Below are 19,703 nucleotides of genomic sequence, written 5' to 3' on the forward strand. Positions count from 1 at the left end.
TGGTAGCGCCCAACGCGCCGATTCGTAAAGCTGCGAACTCGGCAGCGGCCGCGTTGCCCGTAAACTTACGTATAGTGCGCCTGACACGATCGGCGTTCTGATATAAAAATCAGCTTGTTCAACGCCCCCCCGTGCACTTCACCCTGGAGACAGACATGAGCGACACGACTTTCGGTTCGTCCACCACATCCGCTCGCGTCGGGACCGGTTGGCTACTGGCTTACGGCCTCCTCAGCATCGCGGTCGGCATCACCGCATTTCTCTGGCCGGTCAGCGCGACGCTGACCGCCACGCTGCTCGCCGGGTCCTTCCTGATCGCGACCGGTGCGATCGCGGTAGTCGCGAGCTTCGGCCTGCGCGGCCATCATTTCTCCGCTTACACCTTGCTGAGCGGCATCCTTTCGCTGGCGATCGGCGCGTGGATCATCGTCGAACCCGCAAGCGGCGCGGTCTCGCTGACGTTGCTGATCGCGATTTGGCTGACCGTGCGCGGCGTGATCGAAATCGCTATCGGCACGCGCTTCCGGCGCTTCGGGATCAGCCTGATCCTGCTCGGTATTCTTAACATCGTGCTGGCGGTGTGGATCATCTGGGGCATCCCCTTCACCGCGCTGACGCTGCCGGGTTATGTGCTCGGGATCAGCTTCCTGTTCAGCGGCATCACCGCCACGCTGCAGGCGATCGGCACGCGCGGGCGCTGATCACTCGCCGATCGAAAAGGCCCCATCGGCATGCAGCACCAGCGTCATGCCCGATAGCAGATCGAACCCCAAAACTCCGGTGGTACGCCCCTCGACCACCGCCGCCTCCGGCAACGGTTGCGGGGCGTCGCCCACCTTCAGGGTAACGGGGCCGACGATATCCATGGTCACCGTCTTCCCCCCAACCCCGCGGCTCTGCGCGGTCCGCAGCCGGGGAAGACGGGGGGCGGCAGTGGCCGGGATCGCACTGCGCCAGGCACCGCTATCGACCAGAAAAAACGGCGTATCCGCCCCCTCCCCCACGCCGACCGGAACATGCGGACGCCCATCGCCGCGCCAGCCTGGTGCCGCAACCCGAGCGCCCTTGGCCAGAGGACGGCAGGCCACCGCACCCGCGTCCGCCACGGTCGCCACGCCACCGCGAAAATCGACGCGCACGCACCCCGTAGCGGCCAGTGCCTGCGGAGCGATAACGCCCGCCAGTCCTAGCGCCTCGAGCGGCCCCAGCGGCATCGCCAGCACACGGTCCACATGGCGAAGCGGCGCGCCCTCCGCCGTCGCGATATCGACACCCGTCACGTAGCGCCCCGCGACGGCGACGCCGCCGCTATCGGTGCCGGTCTGCGTCGTCGCCCCGCTCAGCCCGAGCTGGGTCGCAGTACGCTCGCTCAGCACGATTTCGGAGGCACCCGTGTCGAACAGAAAGCGAAGCGAAGTGCCGCCGATCCGCAGCGTCACGATCGGCAACTGCGCACCCACCGGATGCCCATCGAGCTGCTGCGGTCGCTCGATCGCGATGGAGCGCTCAGGGATAGCTTCCGCCATGACGGGCGACGCCACCACCATCGCTATCGCTGACCCCAACGCCACCGAGTAGCGCGTCAAAACCATACCGCCCACGACGTACCTCTCAGAGCAGCTTTTCGATATCCGCCGCAATCGCCTCGGGCTTGGTCGTCGGCGCATAACGTTCAACCACCTGCCCGTCCTTGCCGACGAGGAATTTGGTGAAGTTCCACTTGATGCCCTCGGTGCCAAGGATCCCCGGCGCCTGCTTCTTGAGCGCGACGAACAGCGGGTCGGCATTGGTGCCGTTGACGTCGATCTTGGCGAAGACCGGGAAGGTCACGTCATAGGTCAGCGAGCAGAAATTGGCGATTTCCGCGGCATCGCCCGGCTCCTGCGCGCCGAACTGGTTGCAGGGGAAGCCAAGCACCTCAAACCCACGATCGCCGAATTGGCGGTGCAGCGCCTCCAGCCCTTCATATTGCGGGGTGAAGCCGCATTTGGAGGCGGTGTTGACGATCAGGAGCACCTTGCCCGCATAAGCCGACAGGTCGACCGGCGTGCCGTCGGCGGCTTTAACCGTGAGATCGGTGATGGCAGGCATGAACGCACTCCTCAGGCGTGGCGCGCGAGCAGGAAGCGCAGATTCTGCCGCACCCCGGCCCATTCGCTGGCGATGATCGAATAGACCACAAGATCGCGCACGCGACCATCCATCACTTGATGGTTGCGCAGCACACCATCGCGCTTGGCCCCCAGCCGCTCGATCGCGGCTTGCGAACGCTTGTTGAACCAGTCGGTGCGGATCTGCACGGCGTTGCAGCCCATCACCTCAAAGGCGTGGCCCAGCAGCAGCAACTTGGCCTCGGTGTTGACGCCGGTACGCTGCACCGACTTGGCGTAGAAGGTGCCGCCAATCTCCAGCCGCTTATGGCCTGCATTCATCCGCATATAGCGCGTGAGGCCAACCACCCGGCCCTCGGGGGTGCAGACGGTAAACGGCATCGCCCGCCCGAAATCCCGCTCCTTGAACAGCGCCGCCATGAAGGCGTCGGGGTCGGTGAGCGTCGAGGCGTTGGTGAAGAACAGGTCACTGATCTTCCCATCCGCCCCCGCCGCGACGATGGCGTCGCGGTCGTCGACCACGGTCGGGCGCAGCGTGACGTGATCGCCGGTGAGTGTTGGGGGCGTGGTCCAGGCGCTCACGCGAGCCGCCCCTCGTGCAGGCGCACCACGCGGTCCATCTTGAGCGCCATGCGCTCATTATGCGTCGCGACCAACGCCGCCGAGCCTTCGCCGCGCACCAGCCGCAGGAATTCGGCCAGCACCACGTCCGCGGTCGCCTCGTCGAGGTTGCCGGTCGGCTCGTCGGCCAGCACCAGAGCGGGCTGGTTGGCGAGCGCGCGGGCGACCGCGACGCGCTGCTGCTCGCCGCCCGACAATTGGCTGGGGCGGTGGGTCAGGCGGTGGCCGAGGCCAAGCGCGGTGAGCAAAGCCGTCGCGCGTTCGTTCGCCTGGGCGTGGGTGCGATCGCGGATCAACTGCGGCAGCACGACATTTTTCGGTCGCGTTGAAATCGGGCAGCAAGTGATGGAATTGATAGACGAAACCGAGCGAATCGCGCCGCACGCGGGTTCGCCCGTCCGAATCGAGCTTGGCGACTTGCTCGCCCGCGATGCGGATCGACCCGCCGAAGCCGCCTTCGAGCAGCCCGACCGCCTGCAACAGCGTGGATTTGCCCGAGCCGGACGGACCCAGCAACGCGACGATCTCGCCCGCGCCGACATGGAGATCGACCCCGCGCAGCACCTCGATGGTTTCGCCGCCCTGGCTGAACGCGCGCGTCAGGCCGGCAACGCTGAGGACGGGTTCACTCATAGCGCAATACCTGCACAGGATCGGTGCTCGCCGCTTTGAGCGCGGGGTAGAGCGTGGCGAGGAAGCTGAACAAGAGCGCCATCAGCGAAATGACGGTCACTTCGACCGGGTCGGTCTTGGACGGCAATTCGGTGAGGAAGCGGATCGAGGGATCCCAGAGGTTCTGCCCCGTCACCAATTGCACGAAATCGACAATATTTTGCCGGAAGTGCAGGAAGATGAAGCCAAGCACCAGCCCAGCGACCACGCCCAGCGCGCCGATGGTGGTGCCGACCGTCATGAAGATACGGATCATCGCCCCCCGGCTCGCCCCCATTGTTCGCAGGATCGCGATGTCGCGCGTCTTGGCGCGCACCAGCATGATCAGCGAGGACAGGATGTTGAACACCGCCACCAGGATGATGATCGACAGCACGGTGAACATCGCCACGCGCTCGACCGAAAGCGCCTCGAACAATTGCGCGTTCATTTGCCGCCAGTCCTGGATCACCGCGCGCTGCCCGACTTGTTTGGCGAGCGGGGCGAGGATCTGGCCGACGCGATCGGCATCGTTGGTCTGCACTTCGATCATGCCGACCGAATCGCCCATCATCAGCAGCGTCTGGGCATCTTCCATCGGCATGATGACATAGGCTTTGTCATAATCGTACACGCCGATCGTGAAGATCGCGCCGACGGTATAGCTCACCGCGCGCATCATCGTGCCAAAGGGTGTTGATGGTCCCTGCGGACTGATAATCGTTATCTGGCTGCCGACCACCGCCCCCAATTGGTCGGCCAGGCCCGATCCGATCGCAATCACGCCGCTGCCCGGCTTCAACGACGCGAGCGAACCCATCACCACCTTGCTGCCGATCGTCTTGTTGCGGCGAATATCGGACACCTGCATCCCGCGCAGCAGGATGCCTTCGACGCGGCCGTTATAGGTGGTCATCAGCGGCTGCTCGATCATCGGCGTGGCGCTGGTCACGCCCGGCGTCTTGTCGGCCAGCGCGACGATATCGCGCCAGTCGCGCAATTGCCCGGCATAGCCCTGCACCACGGCATGGCCGTTGAGCCCGACGATCTTGTCGAACAGTTCGGCCCGGAAGCCGTTCATCACGCTCATCACGATGACGAGCGCGGCGACGCCGAGCATCACCGCGACGAGACTGATGCCAGCGACGAGGAAGATGAACCCCTCGCCTTTGCCGGGCAGCAGATAGCGCCGGGCGATCATGCGTTCATAGCGGGAGAGGATCATGGAGCCCGCTCTACGGCGCACATGCCGCGCTGGCAACTGTTGCCCCCTGTTGCGCAACCGCCACAGCAGCGCCGCAATCGCTACGGATCGGCCATATTCCCCATGACAAGCCGCTCACTCACACTTAACGCTTCTGTCACTGACACACAGGCAACGGCCGTGGTTCGGGGAATGCTTTCAGCGCCGCCGCAAGGTGTGCAGCGAGAGCGAGATGGGGGCTGACGAGCGATCGTCACGCAGCGTCCGGGTCGGAAACGGCCCGGACGTTTGCGTTTGGGCGAAGGTGGCCATGCTGGCCACCGGTCCGCACAGCGGATCGCCCAAATCGGACGGCGGGTCGCCTTGGGCGAACCCGGCCGACGGCGGCTTTGCCGTCGGCGCTCCTCCTTCCCTGTCGCCCCTCCCCCGTCACCCCGGCCTCGTGCCGGGGTCCACCATGCCGCAGCTCCCGCGTCCGACTCCGAACGCTATCCGAGCAGCGAAGTAGACCCCGGCACAAGGCCGGGGTGACGGCCAGGCCTCAGAACGACTTGGAAATCGTCGCGCCAAAGGTCCGCGGGTCGCCCGGCTGCCCGACGATCAGCCCGGTGCTGCCCGACTGCGTCGACAGCAATTCGAAATAATCCTGGTCGAAGGCGTTATGCACCCAGGCAAAGACGTTGAAGTCCTTCTTGCGATAGCCAAGCCGGAAGTTGGACAGCGAATACCCCTCGATCCAGGTGTAAGCCGAAGGCGATGGATTGGACGAGAAGCGCGAGCGCGCGCTGCCGTCATAGCCCAAATAGACCTGTCCGTCCCCACCGCCGACCGGCACATTATATTCGCCGCCGTAAGAGAAGGACCATTTCGAAATGCCGGGCAGACGCTGCCCCGAAATATCGCACACCACCGGGCTCAGTGATCCCGGCACCCCGGCCGGACCAGGCGTACCCGTCGTCACGGTGCCGCCGGACAGCTCGGGCGGGCACGGCGCGTTGGTGAACTTTTTGTAGATCGCATCGGTATAGGCACCGTTGAGATACAGGTTGAAACGCTTGCTCGGGCGGAAGCTGGCGTCGAACTCCACCCCGCGCGACCGCACCTTGCCGGCATTGGCGAGATAGCCGCGGATCACGGTCAACTGGCCGTTGTTCACCGTTGCCTGATAATCGCCGATCTCGGTCCAGAACCCGGCGACGTTCAGCGTGACGCTGCGATCGAGAAATTGCGTCTTCAGGCCCAGTTCGAACGCATCGACCTTTTCGGGCTTCACCGTCTGCGTGGTGAGGTCCACCGCCGTCCCCGCCGCATTGAGCGGCAGGCCCGACAGATTGATGCCGCCCGATTTGAAGCTCTTCGCATAGGTTGCATAGCCATGCACATCGGCGGAAAAATCATAGGACAGCGTCACGTCCCCCGACACGTTCCACGCGCTGAAGCGCGGCGCATAGCTTTGCGGGGCAAGCGTGGCAGACTGATCGGCGTTCAGCGTGGTGCTGCCGCTGCCGGTGGTGACGACCGAGACATAGGAGCCGCTCTTCTTGTCATAATTGACGCGCAGGCCCGGCTGGACGTGGAAATGGTTGAACGCTTCCCAGTTGAGCTTGCCGAACACCGCAAAGCTGGTGTTCTTGAAATTGATCGTATTGGTCGAGGTCAGCCCGTTCAGCACCGCCGGATTGCAGGCATTGGCGGTCGGGGACGCGCACCCGCGCGACCCCACCGGAACGTTGCCGGGGTTGAGCAGGAAACGGCTCGCCGCCGATCCCTGCACTTGCGACCCCTGTGTATTGATCGTCTGATGGAACAGGAACGCGCCAACCGTGTAATCGAGCTTGTTGGTCCCGTTCGACGCGAGCCGGATTTCCTGCGATTCCTGTTCCTGCTGCGACGGATTCTGCGACACTGTGGTAATCGGCAGGCCGATGAAATCGCGGTCGTTGGCGGGTTTCCAGTCCCAATAGCGCCATGCCGACACCGAGGTGAGCGTGGCCGGCCCCAAATCCCAATTGGTGACGAGCGACGCCCCGCCCACTTCCTGGCGCGAATTGATCTTGGCATCGAGATCGGTGACGCGATCGAACGGGTTGGTGCTGGGCGGGGCATAGCCGAACGCCGCCGCCAGTGCCGGATATTGCCGGTTCGCCGCGCGCTGCGTGGTGCCGACCCGCGCATAGATTTGCGCGCAGCACAATGGGTTCTGCACGTTGAGATCGCCTGCCAGCGTCAGGCTGAGCGTGTCGGTCGGCTTGTACAGCACTTGCCCGCGAAACCCGATATTGCGTTGGCGGTGGAGATCGGTGTTGCTGGCCACATCGTAAATCGTGCCGTGCCGCGTCGTCGCGGAGGTCGACAGGCGGATCGCCAAAGTGTCGGTAATCGGCCCCGAGATCGAAGTTTTGCCCTGTACGAAATCATAATTGCCGACGCTCAGTTCGGCGCGCGCCTCGGGCGTAAAGCTCGGCGCGCGCGTGGTGATGTTGAGCGCGCCTGCGGTCGTGTTCTTGCCATAGAGCGTGCCCTGCGGCCCGCGCAGCACCTCGACCCGGTCGACATCGACGAAATCGAAGGTCGATGCCCCGACGCGCCCGATATAGACGCCGTCGATATAGAAACCGACGCCCTGTTCGATCCCGTCATTGGTGAGCCCGAACGGTGCGCCCAGCCCGCGAATGTTGATCGCCGAGTTGCGCGGGTTGCTCGAATAGAATTGCAGCGTGGGGACTTGCTGCTGCAACCGGTTGACGTTGAACGCGCCACTATCGGCCAGCGTGCGCCCGCTCAGCACAGAGAGCGCGATCGGCACGGTCTGCTCGGTTTCCGCGCGGCGGCGTGCGGTGACGACGATATCGCCCGCATTGCCTTGTGCATCGCCATCGGTCACCTCCGGCGCAGCGGGTTCCGGCGGCGTCGAGGGTGGCGCGAGTGTCGCATGGGCAAGCAGAATGAGCGGCAAGTGCGCGAGCATGAACGTCCCCTTGTTCCCGGGCGTTGCCCCGAGTCGGCGTACAATGCCCATCATTCACGGGGATATTCACGCCCTCTCCTTCTTTGCCGCGCCAAAGCTGGTCTTTAGCACCATGAAATTCTGTACCGGTGGGTCTTGAACTCCGGCCAAAGCGAACCAGATTCTGCGCGTGTGGTGCCCTTGGGGCCGCACCGGGCAGGGTCGCGCAGGTGGCGGGCCCGGCTCGACGTACCGACACTCGCTTGTAAAGGAGTTCACCATGCGTCAGTTCGATTTGACCCCCTATCGTCGCTCGACCGTCGGCTTCGACCGGCTGTTCGATATGCTTGAGGCCAATGCCCGGCAGCAGAGCGCCGACAATTATCCGCCCTTCAACCTCGAACGCCTCGATGGCGACCGCTACCGCATCACGCTGGCGGTGGCAGGCTTTGGTCGCGACGAGATCGAGATCACCGCGCAACAGAATCTGCTGCAGGTGAAGGGCCGCAAGGACGAGAAAGAGGCCGCGACCTCCTCGTTCCTCCACATCGGCATCGCCAATCGCAGCTTTGAGCGCCGTTTCGAACTCGCCGATTTCGTGCGGGTCGAGGACGCCCGGCTGAACGATGGCCTGCTCACCATCGACCTTGTCCGCGAAGTGCCCGAGGCGATGAAGCCCAAGACGATCGCGATCAAGACCGGCACACCGCTGGTCGCGGTCGAGGACAAAGGCGCGGCGCAAGCGGCGTAACGCTGAAGAATAAGGGAGGTGGCCGGACTTTGGCTCGGCCATCTCCCCTCTTTGTTTGTTTTACCGTGCCTTGATTCCGTACCGCGCATAATGCCGATCGATGCTGGGCGCGATCCGGCGGGCGATCTTCAACTCGCTTGCCGCCTCGGCGTCGCGGTGGAGCCTTTGCAGCACGATTGCCCGCATGAAGCGGCTGGCGGCCTGGCCGGGCTCAGCGGCAAGAACCGCATCGAGATCGGCCAGCGCGTCATCGAACCGGCCCAGTCGGAACCACACCATCGCGCGGCTATCCAGCGCGGCACTGCTGTCCTCGCTCAGTTCGATTGCCCGGGTGCAATCTTTCACCGCTGTATCTAGCATCACGCTGCGCGTACCCTTGGTCCAGCACCGAGCATTCATCAGACTGGGCGAGCCCGGCTTGTCGGCAATCAAGGCGTCGAACTGCGTGATGGCCTCTGCCGGATCGCCATATTCCCCGATCAGGCTGGCCTTGGCGGTGCGGAAGGTCCGTCGCATCTCCCCGCCAAGCGCGATCCGCTGGTCGAGCAACGCAAGCCCGCCCGCCAGATCGCCGCTTTCCGCCTTCAGCATCGTCACACGACCGATCGCGGCTTCCGATGACGGATCGAGCGCCCGCGCCGCCTCGGCGTCCGCCAGCGCGGCTTTGACATCGCCCAGTTCGTACAGCGTCGCCGCACGCTTCAAATACAGGTCGATCGAGGGTTCGATCGCGATCGCCTTCGTCCAATCGGCAATTGCGCCCGCGCGATCCCCGATATTGGCGCGGAAGGAACCGCGCGTTGCATAGGCACTGCTGTCATCGGCGGTGGTTGCAACAATCGCCTTGGCCAGGACCGCGTTGATTGCCGCGACTTGCGTGGCTCCGGCAGGATCGCTTGTGCCAATCTCCCATTTGCGCGCGGTCGCCACCGGAGCGACGAGGCGCGGTGCCCGCGCCTTCGCGGTCGCCACGGCATCGCGCTCGATCGGGATGCGCGCGACCGGCACTTCGCGGCCGACAGTGTCGATCCGCTCGTCAACCGTAACGACCCCGCCATCGAGCTTGGTCGTACGTGAAATTTCGTAACCCGCGACGTGTTCTTTCATGTCGGGCTCGCCCTCGATCGCGAAGCCGCGCCCCCGGTCGGGCAGACGCAGCCGCAACCGATACCGCATCCCGAACGGATCGCCCGTCGCCACCGGAATCGTCGTCCACGCCACCTTGCTGCGGTCGGGCGCGAAGGTGACGTTGTCGAGCGCCCGCGCCAGCGCGCGCTTGCGCCGGCGGTCATCGGTCGTCCATGCCGAATTGACGATGCCATGCGCCTTCAGCGTCACGTCGCCAGTCAGCGGATCGGGGACCATCGCGGTATCGGAAAACTGCCCTTCGCCAAGGTAATTGATGAAAAACCCGCCGACCGCGTCGCGTTCTTCTTTCTCCCCCATCTGCGTCTTGGCCAAGGTCAAGGCCGCCGCATAACCGCCATGGACCACCGCCACCGCATCCACGGCACTCGGCAAATCGACGCTAGCGCTCTCATCGACATCGACCGTCAGATCCACCATCGGCCGGGCGTTGGCGTGGGTCTCGATCTTCAGCAAATCGGCACCCGCCGCGCGCACCGGCAAGCCATAGCCGAACGGCGGTGTGTCGTGGATATCGATCAGGCGCGCTCCACTGCCGGTGCCGTCCAGCCACAGCGTTTGTCCATCGATCGTCGCGCGCACCAGCACGTGGTTGAACGCCATCGGGCTGGGCAAACGGTCGGGCACGATATCGCCCAGCCCGATATTTGCGAGCACAGGCTCAGCCTCGATCTTCATCGCCCGCAACAAGGTCAGCAACAGCAGCGTCTTGGCCTTGCAGTCGCCATACCGCACCGCCCAGGTCCGTTCCGGCTTTTGCGGGACATAATTGCCGCCGTTCATGCCCACCGCCAAATACCGGATCTTCTGCTGAACCAGTTCGAGCGCCCGCTCCGCGCGGCCGATCGGCGTCGGGTCGGCCTTCATGATCGCGGCGGCCTCGGCCAGGATCGGGTCGTTCGGATTGGTCGATTCGGGCGTCGCATATAGCGGGGCCATCACGCGCGAGACGTCGGCCCAATCCTTGAATGTCGCCAGTTCGATCAAGGGCGGATGGCGAAAGCGGACCGGCGCATCCGCAGGCATTTCGGGTTGCTTCGGGGCCGGCAGGGGGATGGTGACTTCGCTATAGGCACCGTTGCGCACCGGGGTGAGCGTAACGCCCTCGGCGAGCAGCTTCCATTTGGGCGGCGTCGCGGTCGGCCAGGAGAAGCGCATTTTGGCATAACCAAGCCGCGTCGGTGCGGCGAACACCGGCATCACCGTCTGTACCCGTCCGCCCAGCGCCGCGTCGGTCGTCGTGGTCGACATCCGCAGTCGCAGCACGTCGCCGACCTGCAACCCCTCCACCGCCATCGTCGCAGTCAGAATGCCGGTCAGTTCGCGCTGCTCCAGCGTCTGCTCGCGCCGTAGCACCGTGAATTTCTCGCCCTTCGCGAGCAGGTCGATCCGCTCGGTCCCGCGCAGGATCGAGAGTTCGTGGATGATCAGATCGCCCTTGTCGGGCACCCACGGCAAGGCGAGCGACGTTGCCTGCGCCAGCAGCTCGGGCGACGTGATCCGCGTCGCGCTATCGACATAGGCCCATAAGCGCCCATTCTCGATGCGTTGCTGGACGTCGAAGATCAAATTCGGCGGCGCGCCTGCGTCCAGCTTGGCAAGGTCGGGCATCGCAGCCATGACGATCCAGCCCGGCGCGGGTTGATAGAGTGGGGCTTCACTTGCAAAAGCGACGGAAGGCATCCCGGCAGCAATAACCGCCAGGCTCACCGAGTGAAAAAGTCGCAAATGATCCCCCTTACGTCTTCAAGTCCGTAGACAAGACTATGGGCGGAGGCGGCACGAAGCCAGTGCAATCTTTAAGGATTTTTGGCGCGGACTGACAATTTCAGGCACCTCCACCCCCTTTGTCAGTTTGCAGCAATCCTCCCACCACACCGGACCGGCGCGATCAGACCAATCTCGACTGTTTGACTGCCGCCGCTACGAAGCTTGCGAACAAGGGATGCGGATCGAACGGCTTGCTCTTCAATTCCGGGTGGAATTGCACGCCGACGAACCACGGATGGTCGGGCCGCTCGACGATTTCGGGCAGCATGCCATCGGGCGACATGCCGCTGAACACCAGGCCACCTTTCTCCAGCGCCTCGCGATAGGCGGTGTTGACCTCGTACCGATGGCGATGGCGCTCGGAAATGTCGGTGCCGCCGTAAATGGTCGAAACCACGCTGTTGCCGTCGAGCTTGGCGTCATAGGCCCCAAGTCGCATGGTGCCGCCCAGATCGCCGCCTGCCTCGCGCGTCTGCACGCCCTCGGCTGTCATCCATTCGGTGATCATGCCGACCACCGGCTCGTCGGTCGGGCCGAATTCGGTCGAGCTGGCATTGGCAATGCCCGCCAGGTCGCGCGCACCCTCGACACAGGCCATCTGCATACCGAAGCAAATGCCGAAATAGGGAATTTCGCGCTCGCGCGCGAACCGCACGCTGGCGATCTTGCCCTCGGCACCGCGTTCACCAAAGGCACCCGGCACCAGGATCGCGTGCATCGGCTCGAGCCGCGCGGCAATGTCGCTATCGGGCCCTTCGAACAGCTCGGCGTCGATCCATTCGACATTGACCTTCACCTTGTTGGCGATGCCGCCATGGACCAGCGCTTCGTTGAGCGACTTGTACGCATCCTGCAAACCGACATATTTGCCGACGACGCCGATCGTAACTTCGCCCTCGGGGTTGGTCAGCCGGTCCATGATGTCGGTCCAGCGCGACAGATCGGGCGCGCCGCCGGGCAGGATGCCGAAGGCGTTGAGCACCGCGTCGTCCAGCCCCTCCTGGTGATATTGCACGGGCACCGCGTAGATGCTCTTCGCATCCAGCGCCGGAATCACCGCCTCCTTGGGCACGTTGCAGAACAAGGCGATCTTGGCGCGGTCGCTTTCGGGCAAGGGCTGTTCGCAGCGGCACACGAGCACGTCAGGCTGCACGCCCAAAGCGGCCAGTTCGCGCACCGAATGCTGCGTCGGCTTGGTCTTCAGCTCGCCCGCCGCCGCGATATACGGCACCAGCGTGACGTGGATGCTGATCGAATTGCCGCGCCCGAGATCGTTGCGCAGCTGGCGGATCGCCTCGATGAAGGGGAGCGATTCAATGTCGCCGACCGTCCCGCCGATTTCGCACAATACGAAATCGAGATCGTCGGTCTCTGCTTGCGCGAATTCCTTGATCGCATCGGTGACGTGCGGGATGACCTGGACGGTTGCACCCAGATAATCCCCGCGCCGCTCGCGCGTGATGATCTGCTGATAGATCCGGCCCGAGGTGATATTGTCCGACTGGCGCGAGGCGACGCCGGTAAAGCGCTCATAATGGCCAAGGTCGAGATCGGTCTCCGCCCCGTCGTCGGTCACATAGACTTCGCCATGCTGATAGGGCGACATCGTCCCCGGATCGACATTAAGATACGGATCGAACTTGCGAATCCGGACGCGATAGCCGCGCGCCTGCAACAGGGCGGCGAGCGATGCCGCCATAAGACCCTTGCCAAGCGAGGAGACCACGCCGCCGGTAATGAAAATGAACCGCGCCATGGGAGAAAAGACCTAGCGTGAAGAGGGGTGGCACGACAAGCGCGCGACTCCGATATTTTTGGAAAAGTGCGCGGACCGGAAGACGGCCCGCGCGCGACTTATTGAGCGAGCGGAACTGCGCCGTTATCGGCCCGCGCGGCGGTGTTGCCGGTCGGCGCGAGCGCGCTGCGTGCGCCGCTGGCGAAGGGAACGCTCGGGTCGGTCTGCGCCGGTGCCTGGATCGGCGCGGTTGCGGCGGCGGGCGGCGGCGTGGTTGGTGCCACCACCTTGGCCACGCGCCCTTGCGCTGCGAGCACGGCGAGCAGGATGCTGAGCGCGATGAACAGACCGCCCAGAATCGAGGTCGCCCGCGTCAGGAAATCGGCTGCGCCGCGCGCCGACATCAGGCCGCCCGGGCTACCGCCCATGCCCAGCCCACCGCCCTCGGAACGCTGCATGAGAACGACCGTCACCAGCGCCAGCGCAATGACGAAATGGACGACGAGGAGAAACTGGAAGAGCAACATGAAGCGGGTTGAATCCTTGGAGCGCCGATGGCGAAGCCGGGCACATAGGCGAGGTGCGCCACGCGATCAACCGCGTGCCGCATCCAGGGGTTGTAAACATTCCGCAATCGAACTGAAACCTGATGCGGCGCGGCGCGTTAGGTTCTCAGGAATATCCCCAATTGTGGGGCTTTATTGCGTCATTTGCGGACACTTGCCGTGGCTTCACACACCAATCATGCACTCACCGAATGGATGGAGACCCTGATCGATTATGTTCGGTCGGGCGAGCCCGATTTGACCAATCGGCAAATGGCCCTGCTGCTGCTGGTATACCTCCAGCCGGGGCCGCATACCGTGCGCGGACTGGCGACGATGCTCAACGTTTCAAAGCCCGTTATCACGCGCGCCTTGAACAGGCTCGGCACCCTGGGCTATCTGCGCCGTCAACGCGACGATAACGACAAGCGTAATATCTTTGTCGCACGTACCTCCGAGGGGGCAGAGTTTCTTGACGATTTCGGGCAGTTCATCGGCGACAGCACGCCACAACACGCTCCCCAGCGAACCCTTCGACGCGCCAGCACGTAGGAGCTTTGCGCTCCAGGGCGCATCGGTAACGCTCGATCCGCGGCGACACGCCGTGCGCCGCGATCTCGCCGATATTCGCCTGGCCGACCGCGTTTTTGCGCCGCATTATGCCTGTGCCGTCCCCCGCGTGGTGATCGCTGCGGCAGCCTTGCGTGAGGAGCCCGCCCCCGATTCGGCGGTGCTGGTCGAATTGGAGATTGGCGACGTGTTCGAAGTGCTGGAATTCGTCCGCGGCCGCGCCTGGGGCCGCGCACCGGGCAAGGATCTGGTCGGCTATGTCGACGCCGACGCCTTGTCATGGCCCGCACCATGAGCATTTCGGTCTTCATCGATGGCGCGCACGGTACCACGGGCCTGGAAATCCGCGAGCGGCTTGCCGGACGCAGCGAAATTTCGCTGATCTCGCTCGACGAAGCGCGGCGCAAGGACACGGTCGCGCGCGGCGAAGCGCTCAATGACAGCGACTTTGTCATTCTTTGCCTGCCCGACGATGCCGCCCGCGAAGCCGTCTCACTGATCGACAATGATCGCACGCGCGTGATCGATGCCTCGACCGCGTTCCGCACCGCCGAGGGCTGGACCTATGGTTTCCCGGAACTGGAGCCGGGCCAGACCGCCGCGATCGCCGAGGCGAAGCGTGTCAGCAATCCCGGCTGTTATCCGACCGGCTTCCTCGCGCTCGTGCGCCCGCTGGTGCGCGCCGGGCTGGTGCCGGTCGATTGGGCGATCAGCGTCAATGCCGTGTCGGGCTATTCGGGCGGCGGCAAGGCGATGATCGCCGATTATGAGGCGTCAATCCACCGCCCGCAGCGCGTGCTTATGCGCTGGGCCTCGCGCACAAGCATGTGCCCGAAATGCAGAAGCATGCCCGGCTGGAACATCCGCCGATTTTCATGCCGTCGGTCGCCAACACCTATCGCGGGATGATCGTCGAGGTGCCGCTGGCGCTGCATATGTTCACCCGCCGCCCGACATTGGCGGTGTGCGAATCGACGCTGCGCGAGGCTTATGCCGACAGCGCGCTGATCACCGTCGGCGACGGTGATAGCGACGTGGTGTGCATTGAGGACGATGCCGGCACCGATCGGCTGACCGTCCGCTTGTGCGGCAATGCCGCCACCGGCCAGGCGCGCCTGATCGCGACGCTCGACAATCTCGGCAAGGGTGCGGCGGGTGCTGCCGTGCAGAGCCTCAACATCATGGCCGGGCTCGATCCTTTGGCAGGGCTGACGCTGTAACTTTTTGGTGCCCCGTGATACGTATTCACCTTGGCGGCGCGCTTGCGCCTCTTTAGGTGACCCCTTCCCCAGGAGGTCGATTTAGCATGCCCGTCCGCACGCCCGTCGCCAAATTGATGTTGTTCGGCGCGACCGGAGATCTCGCGCAGCGGATGCTGCTCCCCTCGCTTTATGGCCTGCATGCCGACGGCCTGCTGCCCGAGGGATTGACGATCACCGGCACTGCCCGCTCCGATCATACCGATGCGACGTTCCGCAAATTCGCCAAGCAGGCGCTGGACCAGTTCCTGCCCGAGGACCGCAAGGACGAGAAAGCGGCCAAGACCTTCCTCGACCGCCTGCAATATCAGGCGCTCGATGCGACCGACCTCGACCATTACAAGCAGTTGGCGGAGAAGGTCGGCGACATTTCCGGCGGGCTCGCCATTTTCCTGTCGACCGCGCCCTCGCTGTTCGAGCCGGTCATTCGCGGCCTCGAATCGGCAGGGCTCGCCGGGGAAACCGTGCGGATCGGCCTCGAAAAGCCGCTCGGCTACGATCTCGCCTCCAGCCAGGAAATCAACGACACCGTCGCCACGGCCTTCCCCGAGGACCGGACCTTCCGCATCGACCATTATCTGGGCAAGGAAACCGTCCAGAACATCCTCGCCTTGCGCTTCGGCAACAGCTTCTTCGAGCCGGTGTGGAATGCGCGCGGCATCGACAATGTCCAGATCACCATTTCCGAAACGGTCGGCCTGGAAGAGCGGGCGGCCTATTATGATGGTGCCGGCGCTTTGCGCGACATGGTCGCCAACCACATGCTGCAATTGCTCGCGCTGATCGCGATGGAGCCACCGGCGCGCTTCGACGGATCGGCGATCCGTGACGAGAAGGCCAAGGTGTTCCGCTCGCTGCGGCAGGTCGCCCCGGCCGACGTGCCCAACATGTCGGTCACCGGGCAATATGCAGCGGGTGCCAGCGGCGGCGCGATCGTGCGCGGCTATATCGACGAGCTCGGCAAGCCCTCGACCACCGAGACCTTCGTCGCGCTCAAGGCGCATGTCGACAATTGGCGCTGGCAGGGCGTGCCCTTCTACCTGCGCACCGGCAAGCGCATGACGACGCGGCGCTCCGAGATCGTTATCCAGTTCAAGCCCGTGCCGCACTCGATGTTCTCCAATCGCGGCGGGCTGTTGCAGCCCAATGCGCTGATCATCCGCTTGCAGCCCGAGGAATATGTGCAGTTGCTGGTGATGGCGAAGGAGCCCGGCCTCGACCGCGAGGGCATTCGCCTGCGCGAAGTGCCGCTGAACCTCAGCCTCGATTCGGAATTTGCCGGCACCCGCCGCCGCATCGCGTATGAGCGGCTGCTGCTCGACCTGATCGAGGGCGACCAGACGCTGTTCGTGCGCCGCGACGAGGTGGAGGCGCAATGGACCTGGATCGACGCGATCCGCGCCGGTTGGGTCGCCAATGACATGAAGCCCAAAAGCTATGCCTCGGGCAGCTGGGGCCCGAGCGCCGCAGTCGCGCTGACCGAGCGCGACGGGGTGACCTGGCAGGACGATTGAAATCCCCCTCTCCCCACCGATCGGGAAAGGGTAAGCAAGCGAAGCGCGGGGGCGGCGTAGGGACGCAGACATATGTCTGACGCACTGCGTCCCCCCTCTCCCCGACCCTCTCCCCGCACGCGGGGAGAGGGAGATGAAGGACAAAGATCATGAGCGAAGAAATCGAATGGTGGGATTATGACGATGCCGAGGAAATGGCCGATGCCGTTTCCGGGGACATTGCCTTCATCATCGAATCCGCGATCGATGCGCGCGGTGCCGCCGTCATCGCTTTGTCGGGCGGCAAGACGCCGATCCCGATCTACGAACGCCTGGCCAAAGCCAAGATCGACTGGAAGCGCGTCACCATCGTGCCGACCGATGAGCGCATCGTGCCGCTCGGCGATCCGCTGTCGAACGTGACGATGATCGCCAAGACCTTCCTGCCCAAGGGCGCGCGCGTGATGCCGATCGTCCCCGCCGCGACCGCCGATTACAAGGCCGCCGGGCGCTCCGCCGACGCGCTGATGCAAGATCTGCACTGGCCGCTCGATTTGTGCCTGCTGGGCGTGGGCGCCGACGGCCACACCGCCTCGATCTTCCCCGGCCCCGATTTCGACGAAGCGCTGTCGGGCCCGAACGAGCGCCGCGCGCTGGGCGTGATGCCGGAGCCGCTGCCCAAGGAAGCGCCGGTCGCGCGCGTCACCTTGAGCCGCGCCGCGATCGTCTCGGCGCGCGCGCTGATCATCGCTGTCACCGGCGACGCCAAGAAAAAGGTGATCGAGCAAGCGATCAAGCAAGGCCCGTCCTCGGCTTATCCGATCGGCCGCGTGCTGGCGGACGCCGAATTGCCGGTCGACATTCACTGGGCGGCTGCGTGACAGCAACGCGCCCCGCACCGTCACCCCGGGCTCGTCCCGGGGTCCACCGCGCCGCCTGGCCAGCGATCGCGGGACGCGCTGCGGGGTGGATGCCGGGACAGGCCCGGCATGACGGAGAAGTTTCATGACCCTGCACCCGGAAATCGCCGCCGTCACCGACCGCGTGATCGAGCGCTCCAAGGCCAGCCGCGCCGCCTATCTCGGCCTGATCGGCCGCGCGCGCGATTCGCATATCGAGCGCCCCGCCATGGGCTGCGCCAATGCCGCGCACGCTTATGCCGGCACCGAGGAGGACCGCCCTGCCCTGACCAGCGGCAAGGCGATGAACATCGGCATCGTCACCTCCTATAACGACATGCTCTCGGCACATGCGCCTTACTATCGCTACCCCGAGCAGATGAAGGTGTGGGCGCGCGAGGCGGGTGCCACCGCGCAGGTCGCAGGCGGCGTGCCCGCCATGTGCGACGGCGTGACGCAGGGCTATCCCGGCATGGAGCTGTCGCTGTTCAGCCGCGACACGATTGCCCTCTCCACCGCGATCGCGCTCAGCCACGGCGTGTTCGAGGGTGCCGCGCTGCTCGGCATTTGCGACAAGATCGTGCCGGGCCTGCTGATGGGGGCCTTGCGCTTCGGCCATTTGCCGATGGTACTGATCCCCTCAGGCCCGATGCCCTCTGGCCTGCCCAACAAGGAAAAGGCCGCCGTGCGCGAGGCCTTTGCCGAGGGCAAGGTCGGCCGCGAGGCGCTGCTCGAAGCCGAGATCGGTGCCTATCACTCCAAGGGCACCTGCACCTTTTACGGCACCGCCAATTCCAACCAGATGATGATGGAAGTGATGGGCCTGCACATGCCGGGTGCCGCCTTCGTCAACCCCGGCACCAAGCTGCGCCAGGAACTCACCCGCGCTGCCGTCCACCGCCTCGCCGCCAATGGCTGGCATGGCGACAGCTATCGCCCGCTGGGCCTGTGCGTCGATGAGAAAGCGATCGTCAACGCGGCGATCGGCTTGCTCGCCACTGGCGGCTCGACCAATCACTTGCTGCATTTGCCCGCCATCGCGGCCTGCGCCGGGATCGTGCTCGACTGGGAGGATTTCGATCGCCTGTCCAAGGCGGTCCCGCTCATCACGCGCGTCTACCCCAACGGTTCGGCCGACGTGAACGGGTTCGAGGCGGCGGGCGGCATGCCCTTCGTCATCCGCGAACTGGTATCGGCCGGGTTGCTCCACGGCGATTTGCTGACGGTCGCTGGAGACAGCCTTGCCGATTACGGGCGCAAGCCGGTGATCGAGGGCGACGCGCTTGCCTGGGTCGATCCCGGCCCGAGCGGCGACGAAACGATCCTGCGCGGTGCGGCAGCGCCATTCGCGCCCGAGGGCGGCTTCCGCATCCTCACCGGTAATCTCGGCCGGGCCTGCATCAAGGTGTCGGCGGTCGAGCAGGACCGCTGGACGATCGAGGCCCCCGCGCGCGTTTTCCACGATCAGGCGTCGGTCCAGGCCGCGTTCCAGGCGGGCGAGCTTGACCGCGACGTCGTCGTGGTCGTGCGCTTCCAGGGGCCGCGCGCCAATGGGATGCCGGAATTGCACAAGCTCACGCCCCCACTCGGCGTGCTGCAGAATCGCGGCTTCCGCGTGGCGCTTGTCACCGATGGGCGCATGTCGGGTGCGAGCGGCAAGGTGCCGTGCGCGATCCATTGCTCGCCCGAGGCTTTGGGCGAAGGCCCGCTGTCGCGCGTGCGCGATGGCGACGTGATCCGGCTCGATGCGGTGACCGGCGAGCTGTTCGCGCGGGTCGATCCGGCGGAATGGGCGGCGCGCACGCCGGTCTCGATGCCGAGCGAGATTGACGGCATGGGCCGCGAACTGTTCGGCCTGTTCCGCCAGAACGCCAATGAAGCCGAGCGCGGCGCATCGCCGCTGCTGACCGGCATGGGATGGTAGGGATGGACCTCCCAACCGCACAGCCCCTCCTTCAGGGAGGGGTTTGGGGTGGGGTGCCTGTCCAAATGGGGCTGACC

15 protein-coding genes and 2 pseudogenes are annotated in these 19,703 nt (G+C 64.9%); 8 read left to right on the forward strand and 9 right to left on the reverse strand.

All coding sequences use genetic code 11. The features are described 5' to 3' along the window. Window positions 1-155: 155 nt before the first annotated feature. A complete protein-coding gene (locus NW75_RS17140) occupies window positions 156-701 on the forward strand; it encodes an HdeD family acid-resistance protein (protein WP_033966399.1) in 546 nt (181 codons plus the stop codon). Here NW75_RS17140 and NW75_RS17145 read toward each other — a convergent pair whose 3' ends face one another. The 6 genes and pseudogenes from NW75_RS17145 to NW75_RS17170 all read right to left on the reverse strand — a co-directional run bounded on the left by NW75_RS17145 (window position 702) and on the right by NW75_RS17170 (window position 7,555). After that, window positions 702-1,526, reverse strand: a complete 825-nt coding sequence (locus NW75_RS17145; protein WP_197057866.1) for an aspartyl protease family protein — start codon at window positions 1,524-1,526, stop codon at window positions 702-704. 85 nt (window positions 1,527-1,611) lie between these two features. Then, window positions 1,612-2,091: a glutathione peroxidase gene (locus NW75_RS17150; protein WP_033966381.1), complete on the reverse strand. Its 480-nt coding sequence runs from the start codon at window positions 2,089-2,091 to the stop codon at window positions 1,612-1,614. Between the two features lie 11 nt (window positions 2,092-2,102). Further along, the gene (locus NW75_RS17155) at window positions 2,103-2,693 is read right to left on the reverse strand and encodes a GNAT family N-acetyltransferase (RefSeq protein WP_033966383.1); all 591 of its coding nucleotides are present in this window, start codon (window positions 2,691-2,693) and stop codon (window positions 2,103-2,105) included. Continuing rightward, window positions 2,690-3,365 (reverse strand): annotated as a pseudogene (locus NW75_RS17160) (ABC transporter ATP-binding protein). Before NW75_RS17160 ends, NW75_RS17155 begins: the two are co-directional and overlap by 4 nt. After that, window positions 3,358-4,608, reverse strand: coding sequence for a lipoprotein-releasing ABC transporter permease subunit (locus NW75_RS17165; RefSeq protein ID WP_033966384.1), 1,251 nt, complete (start codon window positions 4,606-4,608; stop codon window positions 3,358-3,360). The pseudogene NW75_RS17160 and the gene NW75_RS17165 overlap by 8 nt, the downstream one beginning before the upstream one ends. Before the next feature lie 520 nt (window positions 4,609-5,128). Continuing rightward, entirely contained in the window at window positions 5,129-7,555 is a 2,427-nt protein-coding gene (locus NW75_RS17170) for a TonB-dependent receptor (protein WP_033966400.1), read from the reverse strand. Window positions 7,556-7,814: 259 nt separating this feature from the next. Between NW75_RS17170 and NW75_RS17175 the strand changes: the two genes are divergently transcribed. Further along, a complete protein-coding gene (locus tag NW75_RS17175) occupies window positions 7,815-8,285 on the forward strand; it encodes an Hsp20 family protein (protein WP_033966385.1) in 471 nt (156 codons plus the stop codon). A gap of 60 nt (window positions 8,286-8,345) precedes the next feature. Here NW75_RS17175 and NW75_RS17180 read toward each other — a convergent pair whose 3' ends face one another. The 3 genes from NW75_RS17180 to secG form a co-directional block, all read right to left on the reverse strand. Continuing rightward, window positions 8,346-11,114, reverse strand: coding sequence for a DUF3857 domain-containing protein (locus tag NW75_RS17180; protein WP_033966387.1), 2,769 nt, complete (start codon window positions 11,112-11,114; stop codon window positions 8,346-8,348). Between the two features lie 208 nt (window positions 11,115-11,322). Then, window positions 11,323-12,957 carry a CTP synthase gene (locus NW75_RS17185; protein ID WP_033966388.1) on the reverse strand — a complete coding sequence of 545 codons (1,635 nt, stop codon included), beginning with the start codon at window positions 12,955-12,957 and terminating at the stop codon, window positions 11,323-11,325. A gap of 98 nt (window positions 12,958-13,055) precedes the next feature. Next, on the reverse strand, window positions 13,056-13,463 hold the full coding sequence (gene secG, locus NW75_RS17190; RefSeq protein ID WP_033966389.1) for a preprotein translocase subunit SecG: 408 nt from the start codon (window positions 13,461-13,463) through the stop codon (window positions 13,056-13,058). A 234-nt stretch (window positions 13,464-13,697) separates the two neighbouring features. Between secG and NW75_RS17195 the strand changes: the two genes are divergently transcribed. The 6 genes and pseudogenes from NW75_RS17195 (at window position 13,698) to edd (ending at window position 19,626) form a co-directional block, all read left to right on the forward strand. Beyond that, window positions 13,698-14,033: a MarR family transcriptional regulator gene (locus tag NW75_RS17195; RefSeq protein WP_033966401.1), complete on the forward strand. Its 336-nt coding sequence runs from the start codon at window positions 13,698-13,700 to the stop codon at window positions 14,031-14,033. A 52-nt stretch (window positions 14,034-14,085) separates the two neighbouring features. Continuing rightward, on the forward strand, window positions 14,086-14,346 hold the full coding sequence (locus NW75_RS17200) for an SH3 domain-containing protein (RefSeq protein ID WP_010403327.1): 261 nt from the start codon (window positions 14,086-14,088) through the stop codon (window positions 14,344-14,346). Then, a pseudogene (argC, locus tag NW75_RS17205) lies at window positions 14,343-15,271 on the forward strand (N-acetyl-gamma-glutamyl-phosphate reductase). The gene NW75_RS17200 and the pseudogene argC overlap by 4 nt, the downstream one beginning before the upstream one ends. Before the next feature lie 86 nt (window positions 15,272-15,357). Continuing rightward, entirely contained in the window at window positions 15,358-16,824 is a 1,467-nt protein-coding gene (zwf, locus tag NW75_RS17210; protein WP_033966391.1) for a glucose-6-phosphate dehydrogenase, read from the forward strand. 149 nt (window positions 16,825-16,973) lie between these two features. Beyond that, window positions 16,974-17,684 (forward strand): 6-phosphogluconolactonase, encoded by a 711-nt coding sequence (pgl, locus tag NW75_RS17215; RefSeq protein ID WP_033966393.1) that lies wholly within the window; start codon window positions 16,974-16,976, stop codon window positions 17,682-17,684. Between the two features lie 124 nt (window positions 17,685-17,808). Further along, window positions 17,809-19,626 (forward strand): phosphogluconate dehydratase, encoded by a 1,818-nt coding sequence (gene edd, locus NW75_RS17220; RefSeq protein ID WP_033966395.1) that lies wholly within the window; start codon window positions 17,809-17,811, stop codon window positions 19,624-19,626. The last annotated feature ends 77 nt before the right edge of the window (window positions 19,627-19,703 follow it).

The organism is Sphingomonas sp. Ant H11, from assembly GCF_000797515.1.
Taxonomy (GTDB): Bacteria; Pseudomonadota; Alphaproteobacteria; order Sphingomonadales; family Sphingomonadaceae; genus Sphingomonas.

What these genes read in the sequence shown, in the direction of transcription:
- NW75_RS17140 (WP_033966399.1), top strand. Translation starts at nt 156, where the DNA reads ATGAGCGACACGACTTTCGGTTCGTCCACCACATCCGCTCGCGTCGGG.
- NW75_RS17145 (WP_197057866.1), bottom strand. Translation starts at nt 1,526, where the DNA reads ATGGCGGAAGCTATCCCTGAGCGCTCCATCGCGATCGAGCGACCGCAG.
- NW75_RS17150 (WP_033966381.1), bottom strand. Translation starts at nt 2,091, where the DNA reads ATGCCTGCCATCACCGATCTCACGGTTAAAGCCGCCGACGGCACGCCG.
- NW75_RS17165 (WP_033966384.1), bottom strand. Translation starts at nt 4,608, where the DNA reads ATGATCCTCTCCCGCTATGAACGCATGATCGCCCGGCGCTATCTGCTG.
- NW75_RS17170 (WP_033966400.1), bottom strand. Translation starts at nt 7,555, where the DNA reads ATGCTCGCGCACTTGCCGCTCATTCTGCTTGCCCATGCGACACTCGCG.
- NW75_RS17175 (WP_033966385.1), top strand. Translation starts at nt 7,815, where the DNA reads ATGCGTCAGTTCGATTTGACCCCCTATCGTCGCTCGACCGTCGGCTTC.
- NW75_RS17180 (WP_033966387.1), bottom strand. Translation starts at nt 11,114, where the DNA reads ATGCCTTCCGTCGCTTTTGCAAGTGAAGCCCCACTCTATCAACCCGCG.
- NW75_RS17185 (WP_033966388.1), bottom strand. Translation starts at nt 12,957, where the DNA reads ATGGCGCGGTTCATTTTCATTACCGGCGGCGTGGTCTCCTCGCTTGGC.
- secG (WP_033966389.1), bottom strand. Translation starts at nt 13,463, where the DNA reads ATGTTGCTCTTCCAGTTTCTCCTCGTCGTCCATTTCGTCATTGCGCTG.
- NW75_RS17195 (WP_033966401.1), top strand. Translation starts at nt 13,698, where the DNA reads ATGGAGACCCTGATCGATTATGTTCGGTCGGGCGAGCCCGATTTGACC.
- zwf (WP_033966391.1), top strand. Translation starts at nt 15,358, where the DNA reads ATGCCCGTCCGCACGCCCGTCGCCAAATTGATGTTGTTCGGCGCGACC.
- pgl (WP_033966393.1), top strand. Translation starts at nt 16,974, where the DNA reads ATGAGCGAAGAAATCGAATGGTGGGATTATGACGATGCCGAGGAAATG.
- edd (WP_033966395.1), top strand. Translation starts at nt 17,809, where the DNA reads ATGACCCTGCACCCGGAAATCGCCGCCGTCACCGACCGCGTGATCGAG.